18 protein-coding genes are annotated in these 11,903 nt (G+C 37.5%); 17 read left to right on the forward strand and 1 reads right to left on the reverse strand.

What is annotated here, in order from left to right:
* The first annotated feature begins 35 nt into the window (after nt 1-35).
* The 14 genes from trpD (at nt 36) to J2Y40_RS06205 (ending at nt 9,181) form a co-directional block, all read left to right on the forward strand.
* Entirely contained in the window at nt 36-1,025 is a 990-nt protein-coding gene (gene trpD, locus J2Y40_RS06140; protein ID WP_309998594.1) for an anthranilate phosphoribosyltransferase, read from the forward strand.
* Nucleotides 1,026-1,080: 55 nt separating this feature from the next.
* Nucleotides 1,081-1,860 (forward strand): indole-3-glycerol phosphate synthase TrpC, encoded by a 780-nt coding sequence (gene trpC, locus J2Y40_RS06145; RefSeq protein WP_309997794.1) that lies wholly within the window; start codon nt 1,081-1,083, stop codon nt 1,858-1,860.
* Between the two features lies 1 nt (nt 1,861).
* On the forward strand, nt 1,862-2,554 hold the full coding sequence (locus J2Y40_RS06150) for a phosphoribosylanthranilate isomerase (RefSeq protein ID WP_394349968.1): 693 nt from the start codon (nt 1,862-1,864) through the stop codon (nt 2,552-2,554).
* A 55-nt stretch (nt 2,555-2,609) separates the two neighbouring features.
* Nucleotides 2,610-3,062: an IS200/IS605 family transposase gene (gene tnpA / locus J2Y40_RS06155; protein WP_153399603.1), complete on the forward strand. Its 453-nt coding sequence runs from the start codon at nt 2,610-2,612 to the stop codon at nt 3,060-3,062.
* Between the two features lie 78 nt (nt 3,063-3,140).
* Nucleotides 3,141-3,677, forward strand: a complete 537-nt coding sequence (locus tag J2Y40_RS06160) for a hypothetical protein (RefSeq protein ID WP_153399602.1) — start codon at nt 3,141-3,143, stop codon at nt 3,675-3,677.
* Complete coding sequence (locus tag J2Y40_RS06165; protein ID WP_153399600.1) at nt 3,649-4,185, forward strand: hypothetical protein; 537 nt, start codon at nt 3,649-3,651, stop codon at nt 4,183-4,185. Before J2Y40_RS06160 ends, J2Y40_RS06165 begins: the two co-directional genes overlap by 29 nt.
* A gap of 17 nt (nt 4,186-4,202) precedes the next feature.
* Complete coding sequence (gene trpB / locus J2Y40_RS06170; RefSeq protein WP_153399598.1) at nt 4,203-5,393, forward strand: tryptophan synthase subunit beta; 1,191 nt, start codon at nt 4,203-4,205, stop codon at nt 5,391-5,393.
* Nucleotides 5,386-5,769, forward strand: a complete 384-nt coding sequence (locus tag J2Y40_RS06175) for a DoxX family protein (protein ID WP_309997801.1) — start codon at nt 5,386-5,388, stop codon at nt 5,767-5,769. The genes trpB and J2Y40_RS06175 overlap by 8 nt, the downstream gene beginning before the upstream one ends.
* A gap of 19 nt (nt 5,770-5,788) precedes the next feature.
* The gene (locus J2Y40_RS06180; RefSeq protein ID WP_309997803.1) at nt 5,789-5,929 is read left to right on the forward strand and encodes a hypothetical protein; all 141 of its coding nucleotides are present in this window, start codon (nt 5,789-5,791) and stop codon (nt 5,927-5,929) included.
* Nucleotides 5,926-6,660: a tryptophan synthase subunit alpha gene (gene trpA, locus J2Y40_RS06185; protein ID WP_309997805.1), complete on the forward strand. Its 735-nt coding sequence runs from the start codon at nt 5,926-5,928 to the stop codon at nt 6,658-6,660. Before J2Y40_RS06180 ends, trpA begins: the two co-directional genes overlap by 4 nt.
* A 78-nt stretch (nt 6,661-6,738) precedes the next feature.
* On the forward strand, nt 6,739-7,467 hold the full coding sequence (gene lipB / locus J2Y40_RS06190; protein WP_153399592.1) for a lipoyl(octanoyl) transferase LipB: 729 nt from the start codon (nt 6,739-6,741) through the stop codon (nt 7,465-7,467).
* A gap of 26 nt (nt 7,468-7,493) precedes the next feature.
* Nucleotides 7,494-7,625 carry a hypothetical protein gene (locus tag J2Y40_RS06195; protein ID WP_309997806.1) on the forward strand — a complete coding sequence of 44 codons (132 nt, stop codon included), beginning with the start codon at nt 7,494-7,496 and terminating at the stop codon, nt 7,623-7,625.
* A gap of 217 nt (nt 7,626-7,842) precedes the next feature.
* Nucleotides 7,843-8,793, forward strand: coding sequence for a protein-glutamine glutaminase (locus tag J2Y40_RS06200; RefSeq protein ID WP_309997807.1), 951 nt, complete (start codon nt 7,843-7,845; stop codon nt 8,791-8,793).
* Between the two features lie 70 nt (nt 8,794-8,863).
* The gene (locus J2Y40_RS06205) at nt 8,864-9,181 is read left to right on the forward strand and encodes a hypothetical protein (protein WP_153399588.1); all 318 of its coding nucleotides are present in this window, start codon (nt 8,864-8,866) and stop codon (nt 9,179-9,181) included.
* 118 nt (nt 9,182-9,299) lie between these two features.
* Here the strand turns inward: J2Y40_RS06205 and J2Y40_RS06210 are convergent, their stop codons facing one another.
* Complete coding sequence (locus J2Y40_RS06210) at nt 9,300-10,052, reverse strand: SDR family oxidoreductase (RefSeq protein ID WP_309997809.1); 753 nt, start codon at nt 10,050-10,052, stop codon at nt 9,300-9,302.
* Nucleotides 10,053-10,285: 233 nt separating this feature from the next.
* Here J2Y40_RS06210 and J2Y40_RS06215 point away from each other — a divergent pair, with 233 nt between their 5' ends.
* Genes J2Y40_RS06215 through J2Y40_RS06225 form a run of 3 tightly spaced genes read left to right on the forward strand, consistent with a single transcriptional unit; the run spans nt 10,286 to nt 11,807 of the window.
* Nucleotides 10,286-10,918, forward strand: a complete 633-nt coding sequence (locus tag J2Y40_RS06215; protein WP_153399584.1) for an NAD(P)H-dependent oxidoreductase — start codon at nt 10,286-10,288, stop codon at nt 10,916-10,918.
* Between the two features lie 31 nt (nt 10,919-10,949).
* Nucleotides 10,950-11,384 (forward strand): MarR family winged helix-turn-helix transcriptional regulator, encoded by a 435-nt coding sequence (locus tag J2Y40_RS06220; protein ID WP_153399582.1) that lies wholly within the window; start codon nt 10,950-10,952, stop codon nt 11,382-11,384.
* Entirely contained in the window at nt 11,385-11,807 is a 423-nt protein-coding gene (locus tag J2Y40_RS06225) for an organic hydroperoxide resistance protein (protein WP_153399580.1), read from the forward strand.
* The last annotated feature ends 96 nt before the right edge of the window (nt 11,808-11,903 follow it).

Here is an 11,903-nt window from a genome sequence, read left to right on the forward strand (position 1 = left end):
CAAACTCTTCTTCAACAACCGTAAAAACTCCACAGATGAAAGAAATTCTTCAATACCTGTTCAATCATCATACCTTATCTAAATCTGAAGCAAAAGCTACGATGATTGAGATCGCTCAAAATAAATTCAATTCTGCGGAGGTTACCGCTTTTATCAGTGTATTTCTGATGAGGAACATCACTCTTAACGAATTGAAAGGCTTTAGAGAAGCTTTGCTGCAGATGGCTGTTCCCGTCAATCTTTACACCGATGATACAATGGATATTGTAGGAACCGGAGGCGATGGAAAAAACACAATCAACATATCAACCCTGGCAAGCTTTGTCGTTGCCGGAGCAGGACAAAAGGTAGCCAAACACGGAAATTACGGAGCATCTGCCACAACGGGATCATCCAACGTGATGGAGGAATTGGGATACCAGTTTAAAAATAATTCCGACCAGCTGAATGATGATCTGGAAAAAGCCAATATCTGCTTTCTTCATGCCCCGTATTTTCATCCTGCCCTACAGTCTGTGGGTGCTTTGAGAAAAGCTTTAGGACTAAGAACATTTTTTAATCTCTTAGGACCACTGGTAAACCCAGCAAAGCCTAAATATTCCGTGATCGGGGTTTATAATATGGAAATCGCAAGAATCTACCAGTATCTTCTTCAGAAAGAGAACCAGGAATTTATTCTTCTGCACGGACTGGACGGTTATGATGAAATAAGCCTTACCCAGGACAGTAAGATGATCACCCAAAATACTGAGGAAATTTATTCTGCGGAAGATTTAGGCTTCCAGCCTGTCACTCCGGAAAGTATAAAAGGAGGTGAACACCCAAAAGAATCGGCCCGGATTTTTAGAAATATCCTGGAAGGAAAAGGAACAGAATCCCAAAATTCAGTAGTCCTTGCCAATGCAGCCACTGCCCTTTACCACACCCATAAATTCGGAACATATGAAGAAAGTCTGCAGCTGGCCCAGGAGAGCCTGCACAGTGGAAAAGCATTGAGAAGCCTGGAATTATTGATCAACGGCTGATCATATACATTAAAAGTAAACTTATGATCTCTTTATACCTTATAAATTGAAACCCATGACGATCCTGGATACCATTATTGCGAGAAAAAAAGAAGAAGTTGCCGTTTCAAAAGCAGAAATTTCAACAGATCAACTGAAAGACTCAGCATTTTTCGGAAGAAAAAGCTTTTCTCTGAAAGAATCTGTACAAAATAAAAGCGGAATTATTGCTGAATTTAAAAGAAAATCACCTTCCAAAGGAATCATTAATGACCTGGTTTTACCATTGGAAGTAACAACAGCGTATCAAAATTTCGGAGCTTCCGGAATTTCAATTCTAACCGATAAAGATTTTTTCGGCGGCAGTTTTGATGATATTCTAAATGTTAGAAGCCAACTCAACATTCCAATCCTCAGAAAAGATTTTATGATTGATGAATATCAGTTTTATGAGGCAAAAAGTATGGGTGCTGATGCCGTTTTACTGATTGCCGCATGTCTTTCACCACAACAGGTTCAGGAATTCACAGAACTCTCCCATCAACTTGATCTGGAAGTATTACTGGAAATCCATACAGAAGAGGAACTTGGACATTTCAATCCAGACATCGACCTGGTTGGGATCAATAACAGAAATTTAAAGGATTTTAAGGTTGATCTTCAGCATTCTGTCCGTCTAAAAGACCAGCTTCCTAAAGATACGGTATCTGTTGCGGAAAGCGGAATTTACCGTATTGAAGATTTTCATTACTTAAAAGATAAAGGATTTGAAGGTTTTCTGATGGGAGAATATTTTATGAGAAATGCAAATCCGATGAAAGCGTTTGAAGAATTCAGTGTTGAAATTCGTAAGTAAGATGAGTATGCAATCTATTACCAGCAATATAAATACTAAACTGAAAGTCTGCGGTTTAACACAAGTTGATCAAATCAAAGAACTTATTTCGATGAAAGTTGATTTTCTGGGATTTATCTTTTATGAAAAATCGCCAAGATATGTTTTGAATCACCTGAAGCTGGAAGATATTTCCAACATCAGCCATTCAGGGAAAACAGGTGTTTTTGTGAATGAGGAAATAAATAAAATTGCAGACATTGCAGAAAAAGCAGGTCTTCACCTCATCCAGCTCCATGGAGACGAAAACGAAGATTTTACAAGTCAGTTAAAAGAAAAATTATCCTCTGAAACTAAAATTATAAAGGTGATAAGAGTGGGTGAAAATAATCACGAAACCAGAAATAAGATACAAAAGATATTGAATTCTCAAATCTCTGCCATCAGTTATATTCTTTTTGATACAGACAGCAGTGCATTCGGAGGGACGGGAAAACAGTTTGATTGGACTCTATTAAATGGACTGAAAATATCCCTTCCCTATTTCCTGAGCGGCGGCATTTCCGAAAATAATATTAACGATATCAATCATTTGCAGCAAAAACCATTTGCGGTAGATATTAATTCCAAATTTGAAACATCACCAGGCATTAAAGACCTGAATAAAATAAAAAAGATATTCCAAAACCAGTTCCGAAGGGACGACTTAACATAGAATCGGATGCAATCCGATTAAAATAACGAAACAAAAAACATAAAAACACAAAAAAATGCCCCAGTCATTAGTAAAAAATTATCTCCATATTGTTTTCAGTACAAAATATCGGGAAGATTTCATTGATGAAGCGATAGAAAAAGAATTGTTTTCCTACATTGCTGTATTATGTCATGATTTTGAAAGTCCGGCACTTCAGATTGGCGGAACGGGCGATCATATTCATATTTTGTGTTTGCTTTCAAGAAAAACAGCCTTGATGAAACTGGTTCAGGAAATTAAAGCGCATTCATCAAAATGGATCAAAACAAAAGGATCGAAATATGAAAATTTCTTCTGGCAGGATGGTTATGCTGCATTTTCGGTGAGCCGGAGTGAAATTAATAACATTATTAACTATATCAAAAATCAGCGTCTTCATCATCAGGAGCAGAAGTTTAAGGATGAACTTCTTGAAATACTGAAGAAACATGATATTGAATATGATGAAAAATATTTATGGGACTGAAAGAGGTTAGATGAAAATAGATTTTTTTGTCCCTAATTAAATTATTCCTTCGGGAACTCTAAAAAAACAACAAATAAAATGATGAATATCCATCAGTTAAAAAAAACATTTTACAAAACCCTGTTTCCGCCAAAGTTCGGGAATGAAAAAATACAGGCTCTATATAATTTTGTGTCCCAAAATGACAGGGATGTGGAATACTGGACCATAGACGGACCACTTCTTGAATTTATCAATATCATCAAAGGTTTTAATGAAAGTGATATTCAGTACTTTTTTGAACGGATCGGCTTGTGGAACAGCTATTATCTGGTGATTATTTCTGATAAATTTTTAGACAGCCATGTCAAAGCCAATGTTAAATATGATCTCGGGAAAATTTACGCTAAAGTTTTTCTGCTTTATGAAGATTCCGATCCGTATTTTTTAATTGATAACCTTGAAATTGCAGTCACCATGTATGATTCTAAAATAGATATGGCTACATGGATTGATCTGGCAAACAAAATTGAAATGCTTTATCACAAAAAACTGATCCCTGCACAGCAATATCAGTACAATCAGGATTTTATAAATAAGTTTATCCATGAATTACTTGATCAAAAAAACGAATGAATTAAGCAACCCGGAAATCGAGTATATCCTTAAACTCTGGGATATTTCTGAATGGATGACCATGAATACTTCAGATTTTCGGTTTTCTTTTAGAAATTCGGAGTTTCATTTTCTGGTGAATCAGCGTGATGAAATATTGGCTTTGAGCCGGCTCAATTTTGATTTCACTCTTGATATCTCTGGAAAACAGTATATTTTTGCTGAAATTGTAGGATTGGTTTCGGCACAGGAAAAGAAAGGATATGGCTCTATTCTGGTAAAATTTTTAAAAGAAAATACGGAACAGAGAAATCTGGAAGTCATAGGATTCTGTCTCAAAGAATTGCGCCCGTTCTATCAACAGTGTGATGTTGAAATTTTAAAGAATAAGGCCAAAAACATTATGGAAAATAACGGAACAGTATGCAACTCTTCTGAAGATGATGACATCCTGATCTTCCATCTGTCTGATGAAAGAAAAGAACTGCTGAAATCCCTCGGCCCTGAAAACAATGCCTATTTTAATTAATAAAAGAATAAAAAGAAATGAATTATAAAAACCCCGATGAACACGGATATTATGGAGAATTTGGAGGTGCTTTTATCCCTGAAATGCTTTATCCGAATGTAAAAGAGCTCCAGGAAAACTACCTTGAAATTATAGAATCTGAAGAATTTCAGAAAGAATATCAGGATCTGCTTAAAAACTATGTAGGCCGCGCTACTCCGCTTTATTTTTCTAAAAATTTAAGTGAAAAATACAATACTCAGATTTATCTTAAAAGAGAAGATCTTAACCATACAGGAGCTCATAAGATCAATAATGCTTTAGGACAGGTATTGCTGGCAAAACGTTTAGGAAAGACCAGAATTATTGCAGAAACAGGAGCCGGACAGCATGGTGTGGCTACTGCTACCGCCTGCGCTCTTCTTGGGATGAAGTGCATCGTTTACATGGGAGAAATCGATATTCAGAGACAGGCTCCCAACGTAGCAAGAATGAAAATGCTCGGAGCAGAAGTTGTTGCAGCTACTTCAGGTTCCAAAACACTCAAAGATGCCGTAAACGAAGCGTTAAGAGACTGGATCAACAATCCGGTCACCACCCATTATGTAATCGGAAGTGTAGTGGGCCCTCACCCTTTTCCTGATCTGGTAGCCAGATTTCAGAGCATTATTTCAAAAGAGATTAAGGAACAGCTTCTGGAGCAGACGGGAAAAGAAAATCCTGATTACGTTATTGCCTGTGTAGGCGGAGGAAGCAATGCTGCAGGGACTTTCTATCATTTTGTAGAAGAAAAGGACGTAAAAATTATTGCCGCAGAAGCCGGAGGTTACGGTATTGATTCCGGAAAATCTGCTGCAACCACTTTTCTGGGAACTTCAGGAGTTCTTCACGGAAGCAAAAGTCTTGTGATGCAGACGGAAGACGGGCAGGTAATTGAACCCCACTCGATTTCCGCAGGGCTTGATTACCCGGGAATTGGCCCTTTTCACGCCCATTTATTCAAAGAAAAAAGAGCCGAATTTTTCAGTATTAACGATGATGAAGCCCTAAAAGCGGCTTTTGAGCTGACAAGGCTGGAAGGAATTATCCCGGCGCTCGAAAGCGCCCATGCTCTTGCTGTTTTAGATAAAAAGAAATTCAAGGAAAATCATATCGTCGTTATCTGTCTGAGCGGACGAGGTGATAAAGACATGGAGACCTATCTTAAACATCTTAATAATAATGAATAAAAAATATTTAGTTGCCGTTCTGGAATGGTCTTTTGTACTCTTTACAGCATTTAATATGTGTATTTATGGAAGTACAAAATATGTACAGTTCGGGAACATTTCCCAATATAAACGTCCGCTTTTTTCCTACGACGGAATGAGTTTAATGTGGGCATTCTATGCTTACTCCAAAAGCTACTCTACTATTTTGGGCCTATTTGAAATCCTCGGAGCATTGCTGTTATTAGTTCCGAAAACAAGAATAATAGGATGTATCGTTCTCTCAAGTATCCTCATTAATATCATCATGCAGGATTATTTTTATGGGGTTCACCGGGGTGCCATGGCCAACGCTGTATTTTACCAGCTTTTAGTGATTGGAGTGCTTTGGTTTTAACAGGGAAAAAGTATTGCTCATGATTAAAAACGCAGCGATTGAATTCAGCATTCCGGGAAAAAAGAAAATCATAAGTATCTTATTAATTCTTGGGCTTTTTGTAGTATTGGCCGTTATTCAGGAAGCTTTAGGATCGTTATTAACCTTTTTAAAAATATGAAAAAACTAAACATATACTTTACAGCAGGAATTCCGCAACTGGAAGATACTGCAGACGTTATACAACTTATTCAGGATTCTGGGGCTGATATGATTGAAATAGGAATGCCTTACTCTGATCCCGTAGCAGACGGACCCATAATTCAGCAGGCTCATGAACTGGCTTTACAAAACGGAATGACCATTGAAAAGCTTTTCTCACAATTAAAAACGATTAAAGAGGAAATCAGGATTCCAGTAATTCTGATGGGATACATCAACCCGGTTTTAAGTTTTGGGTTTGAAAAATTCTGCCTTGAATGCTCAGAAAGTGGGGTTTCAGGATTAATCATTCCGGATCTTCCTCCTATTGAATTCGAAAAAAACTATCAGCAGATCTTAAAAAAATACAACCTCAACTTTACTTTCCTGGTTACTCCGGAAACTTCCGACGAGAGAATTCTGTATCTGGATTCCTTAAGTTCAGGATTCCTGTATGCAGTAAGTTCCTCATCTACAACAGGTAATGAGAATGCTGTTTTAAAGAATGAAAGCTATTTGACAAGGTTAGCCTCTCTTCCATTAAAAAATCCGGTAATGATCGGTTTTGGAATCAAATCGAAGGAAGATTTTGAAAATGTGACGGAAAAAGCAGACGGTGGTATTATAGGAACCGCATTTGTGAATATCCTGTTGCAGTATAAAGACTGGAAGAATGTTGCCATAGATTTTATCCATGCTGTAAAAGGGTAAAATTCACTAAATTTGTACGGTCAAAAAAGTGGTATGAAATCATGGTTTCATCCATTAAAATAAAACAGACATCAGTATATGAATACAAATCAGAATAAAGCAGTCGCATTTGAAGATCTGGGCATCAAAGAATATCAGCCCGCCTGGGATTACCAGGAAAGTCTGATGAAAAATATCATCGATACCAAAATTAAAAACCGCGACCTTCCTGCAGAACAGCATATTACTACGCCTAATCACCTCCTTTTTGTGGAACATCCTCACGTTTACACATTGGGCAAAAGCGGACATGAAGAAAATATGCTTGCCGGAATTGACAAGCTAAAAGAGATTGAAGCTACTTTTGTGAAAACCAACCGCGGTGGTGATATTACCTATCACGGCTATGGACAGATTGTAGGCTACCCGGTTCTGGATCTTGAAAATTTCTTTACGGATATTCATCTGTATATGAGAAATCTGGAAGAAGTAATCATCAGAACCATTGGTGACTACGGTCTTAAAGGAGAGCGTTCTCCGGGAGAAACAGGAGTATGGCTGGATGTAGGTAAACCTTATGCCAGAAAGATCTGCGCCATGGGAGTGAAAGCTTCCCGATGGGTTACCCTTCACGGTTTTGCCCTGAATGTAAATACAGATATGCGCTATTTTGAATATATTATTCCATGCGGTATCAAAGACAAGCAGGTAACTTCTTTAAAAAGAGAACTTGAAAGAGATCTGACACCAGAGGAAATGGAAGACGTAAAAGCCAAGATCAGAAAGCATTTTGCAGATGTTTTCCAGGCTGAGCTTCTTTACAAATAATTCATTAACAAAAATATATATTCCCTATGTATCATCACACTGATCCATGGGGAATTTTTTATTTAATAACCATAACGAAAACAGAGGGAGGACTTGAGAATGATGATATGGTAGATCAGTCCGGAACCTATTATCAGGATGTATTAAAAACAGTTTAAAGCACCGAAAGATGAGAAAATCATTTATATCACTGGTTTTCAAACCATACAACCCTCATTCAAAGCAAAAATATTTTGATTTTTATTTCAAAATAATTGGTTCATATTTTATTTTTATTTACATTTAATATCACAATTAGGTGAACTAATTTAATTTTAAATAAAAATAAAAACTACACCAACTTAATATATTATAAACCACAAAATCATGAGAATTATGAAAAATCTTATCCTATCCATGATGGCATTTGTGAGCGTTCTGTCACTTAATGCCTGTGCCGATTCCAATGCGAATCAGGACCTGACCACCAAAGAAAGCAACGTTGCTTTAAAAGACTTTGGAAAAACCATTCCGGTGGGGATTGAGGAAGAAAACGGAACCCTTAAAGTTTCATTCATTGTTACCGCACAGTTCTATACCATTCAACAGACCAAAGAAAATGAAGGTTATGTCGAAATGCTCCGACAAGCCGTGAAAAATGAAACCCCTGTTCATGTTTTCCTTAAGCCGAATACCTCTGAAATTGCAAAAATTGAAAAAGCGACCGATGAAGATCTTCGTTATTTTAAATCTGTTTTATCAAAAGAAGTAAAAGAAGAAACCAATAAACTGACCAGCGTTCTACCTAATGTTGCGACTTTAAACAGTATGTTCACCCTGATCAAAAATCAGGCTTGTGGAACCTCAACAGCTTCTTCACCTTGTATTACTTTCAGATATCCTGTTGACGGATGCTATGCCAGAGCCCACAAAATGAGACAGATCCTTATCAATAATGGTTATGATGCTGAAAAACAATTTGTCTATGGCAACCTAAAAGCTTCTACAGGTACCTGCTGTGTATCATGGAGCTACCACGTTGCTCTTCTTGTAAGCTATAAAAACGCTTCCGGTGTTACAGAGAAAAGAATCTTTGACCCTTCCCTTTTCCCAAGCGGACCGGTTACAGACGCTGTATGGAGAGCTGCATGTGCCAATTCCAGCTGTGGATCGGTATTGGTAAGTTCATATGCTAATACAGCAGGAAATGTGTATTACAGAAGCCCGGCAGGTGCGCTGATGTATGATAACAGCTACATCAACACCAACTGTGTACTGACCACTTTCAGCTCCTTATCAGGATGCTCTCCTTCCCCGGCTCCTTATGTGGGACACTGTGGATTTTAACTAAATTTTAGCAGTTCCTGTATCTATTTTATTGATAAATTGCAGGAACTGTTATTTAATACTTTATTTTATGAAAGCCTGGACTTATATACTCTTATTATTTGTTATGATTACTTCCTGCTCCGGTAATTCAAGCCAAAAAAATCTGACATGGTATAATAATTCAACCATCAGCAATATTACAGAAGACCCGGACAATCCGGAAAATTTCATGCGCGTATCCATAGGAATAAGCCAGCAGGTATTCTATGTATCCAAAAAGAAAGATGATGGTATTATCCTGGACAAGGCAACTCAAAGCTATAAAAAAGGAAAAGCTTTTGATATAGGTATCGAGAATAATACCAACATCATTAAAGAAATGAAAGAAGTAAAAAAGAACCAATAATCCTGTTGATTTCTTTCTATACATTTTGATTAAAATATTGATTTCAAAACAGTCTGCATTCTTCTCAGCAGACTGTTCTTAAAGGGTCCCGTTCAGTTCTCGGCGGGATCTTTTTCTATTAACGGATCACAGAAATTCCCGCATCTACCTTTATTTCTGCACCATGAATATAAGAGGCATCATCCGAAGCCAGAAATAGGACTGTATTGGCAATCTCTGTAGGTTCTCCCTGTCTTTTAAAGGGGATTGTAGGGATAATACCGATAACCGCCTGATCAATCTGTTCAGCGGTCAGACCTGTATTATTAAAAATATTGGTTTTAATATGGCCGGGGCTGATTCCATTCACCCGTATCCCACGATCTGTTAATTCTACTGCAAAGGTTTTAATAAAAGACTGTACCGCCGATTTCGCTGCTGAATACACCGAAAAATTCGGCATCGCAATTTCAGTTGCTACAGAAGTATTGAAAATCACCGAACTTCCTCTTTTCATCATCGGCAGGATCTGCTGAACGGTAAAGAAAGGGCCCTTCACCAGCATATTGAAAAGTTCGTCAAACTGCTCTGTCTCCACATTTTCAATTGGAGCAAACCTTCCATATCCGGCATTGGGAAAGAGTACATCAATACTTTCGGTGTACTTCAGCACCTCATTACGCAGATTCATCAGATCCTGCATTTTCCCGGCATTGGAAACAATTCCAAAAGCATTTTCTCCTAATTTTTCTAAAGCTTTATGGACAGTCTCTTCACTTCTGCCCGTAATAACTGCCCTTCCACCTTCACGGATAAACTGTTCCGCTGTGCCCAATCCCATTCCGTTGGTTCCGCCTGTAATTAAAATGGTTTTGTTTTTAAATCGCTGCATTTTTTTTGTTTAAAAATTCTTCTGCAAAGATTAAAATACAGCCCCTTCTAAAAAATCCGATTCCTGCGGAAAAAATCATTCAACAATAAAAACAAATTATGCAAAGCACAATTAAATTTTCTAAAATTAAATTGTACACAATTTAATTGTTTGTATATTTGCAGTGTAATTTTAACCTTTTGCTTATGAAGCAGGAGATTTTAACTGAAGTAATTTAATTTAAAAATAAAGAAATGTCATTAATAGAAGATTTACAATGGAGACATGCGGTAAAAGCATATGATTCCAACAAAAAAGTATCTGAAGAGGATCTGAACAAAATTTTAGAAGCTGCGAGATTAGCACCCACTTCCTCAGGGTTACAGCCTTTCCGCATTATTGTTGTGGAAAATCAGGAGTTAAAAAATAAAATGGTGGCCGGTGCCCTGAATCCTGAAGTGATGAGAGATTCTTCTCATGTTCTTGTATTCGCTGCATGGGACAGCTATTCTAATGAAAAGATCGATAAAGTATATGACTACCACACCGATGTAAGAGAACTTCCAAGAGGACGTTTCGGGTCTTATACCGATAAAATTAAGGAGATGTACAACGCTCAGAGTTCTGAAGAACATTTTGCCCACACTGCCAGACAAACGTATATCGCTCTGGGAATGGCCCTTGCTCAGGCGGCCGAGTTAAAAATTGACAGTACTCCGGCAGAAGGTTTCAGCAATCAGGTTGTGGATGAAATTCTTGGATTAAAAGAATTGGGACTTAGAAGTGTAAGCCTTTTATACCTCGGATACAGAGATGAAACGAATGACTGGCTGTCTTCTATGAAAAAAGTAAGGATTCCAATGGAGGAATTTATCATCAAAAAGTAATATCTTCAACATTTCTTTCATACTCAGCTTTATGGATAATTCAAACCCGCCAAAATTAGAAAACCAGATCTGCTTTCCCTTATATGTTATTGCTAAAGAGATCACAGGTCTTTACCGTCCTTTTCTGGATGAGCTTGATATTACCTATCCTCAATACCTTGTACTAATGGTATTATGGGAGAGTGACGGGGTTACGGTAAGCCATATTGGTGAAAAAGTTTTCCTGGACAGCGGAACCTTAACTCCCCTTCTGAAAAGATTGGAGAGTAAAGGAATTATTGACCGAAAACGGAAAAAAGAAGATGAAAGAGTGGTTGAAGTATTTTTAACGGAATCAGGGAAACAGCTGCAAAAGAAAGCCTGTGAAATTCCCGGAAAAATCCAGAATAAAATCGGTATAGAAACCGAAGATCTTATTCACCTTAAGGAAACGATCCAAAAAATATTAAACAAAATAGAAAAATAAATGAAAACGTTATATACAACAAAAGTAACAGCACAAGGCGGAAGAAACGGTCATGTAAAAAGTGAAAATGGAGTTTTGGACCTTGATGTAAGAATGCCTAAAGCTTTAGGTGGCAGCAATGATAATTTCGCCAACCCTGAAATGCTTTTTGCAGCGGGATATTCTGCCTGTTTTGACAGTGCTCTTAACCGCGTCATCAGCCTTTCTAAAATAAAGACCGGTGAAACAACTGTAACGGCACAGGTAAGCATAGGACAGCTTGACAACGGAGGATTCGGACTGGCGGCAGAACTGGATGTCAATATTCCTGGTGTTTCCATTGAAGAAGCACAGGCACTTACAGAGAAAGCCCACGAGATCTGTCCATATTCTAATGCAACAAGAAATAATATGGAAGTGAAACTTTCCGTAACGAATAACTAATTATTTTCTATATAATAAAGGACATCTTATTTCTTTGATAAGATGTTTTTTTGTGCCTAAATCATATCAACATGGTAAATAGAAGCGGATCTCAGG

It is taken from the genome of Chryseobacterium sp. 2987, from assembly GCF_031456375.1.
Taxonomy (GTDB): Bacteria; Bacteroidota; Bacteroidia; order Flavobacteriales; family Weeksellaceae; genus Chryseobacterium; species Chryseobacterium vaccae.

Bases quoted from the DNA above. Each gene is read 5' to 3' on its own strand.
- J2Y40_RS06200 (WP_309997807.1), top strand. From the start codon at position 7,843: ATGAAAAATCTTATCCTATCCATGATGGCATTTGTGAGCGTTCTGTCA.
- J2Y40_RS06205 (WP_153399588.1), top strand. From the start codon at position 8,864: ATGAAAGCCTGGACTTATATACTCTTATTATTTGTTATGATTACTTCC.
- trpD (WP_309998594.1), top strand. From the start codon at position 36: ATGAAAGAAATTCTTCAATACCTGTTCAATCATCATACCTTATCTAAA.
- J2Y40_RS06215 (WP_153399584.1), top strand. From the start codon at position 10,286: ATGTCATTAATAGAAGATTTACAATGGAGACATGCGGTAAAAGCATAT.
- trpB (WP_153399598.1), top strand. From the start codon at position 4,203: ATGAATTATAAAAACCCCGATGAACACGGATATTATGGAGAATTTGGA.
- J2Y40_RS06165 (WP_153399600.1), top strand. From the start codon at position 3,649: ATGAATTACTTGATCAAAAAAACGAATGAATTAAGCAACCCGGAAATC.
- J2Y40_RS06150 (WP_394349968.1), top strand. From the start codon at position 1,862: ATGAGTATGCAATCTATTACCAGCAATATAAATACTAAACTGAAAGTC.
- J2Y40_RS06195 (WP_309997806.1), top strand. From the start codon at position 7,494: ATGTATCATCACACTGATCCATGGGGAATTTTTTATTTAATAACCATA.
- trpC (WP_309997794.1), top strand. From the start codon at position 1,081: ATGACGATCCTGGATACCATTATTGCGAGAAAAAAAGAAGAAGTTGCC.
- J2Y40_RS06220 (WP_153399582.1), top strand. From the start codon at position 10,950: ATGGATAATTCAAACCCGCCAAAATTAGAAAACCAGATCTGCTTTCCC.
- trpA (WP_309997805.1), top strand. From the start codon at position 5,926: ATGAAAAAACTAAACATATACTTTACAGCAGGAATTCCGCAACTGGAA.
- tnpA (WP_153399603.1), top strand. From the start codon at position 2,610: ATGCCCCAGTCATTAGTAAAAAATTATCTCCATATTGTTTTCAGTACA.
- J2Y40_RS06160 (WP_153399602.1), top strand. From the start codon at position 3,141: ATGATGAATATCCATCAGTTAAAAAAAACATTTTACAAAACCCTGTTT.
- lipB (WP_153399592.1), top strand. From the start codon at position 6,739: ATGAATACAAATCAGAATAAAGCAGTCGCATTTGAAGATCTGGGCATC.
- J2Y40_RS06180 (WP_309997803.1), top strand. From the start codon at position 5,789: ATGATTAAAAACGCAGCGATTGAATTCAGCATTCCGGGAAAAAAGAAA.
- J2Y40_RS06210 (WP_309997809.1), bottom strand. From the start codon at position 10,052: ATGCAGCGATTTAAAAACAAAACCATTTTAATTACAGGCGGAACCAAC.
- J2Y40_RS06225 (WP_153399580.1), top strand. From the start codon at position 11,385: ATGAAAACGTTATATACAACAAAAGTAACAGCACAAGGCGGAAGAAAC.
- J2Y40_RS06175 (WP_309997801.1), top strand. From the start codon at position 5,386: ATGAATAAAAAATATTTAGTTGCCGTTCTGGAATGGTCTTTTGTACTC.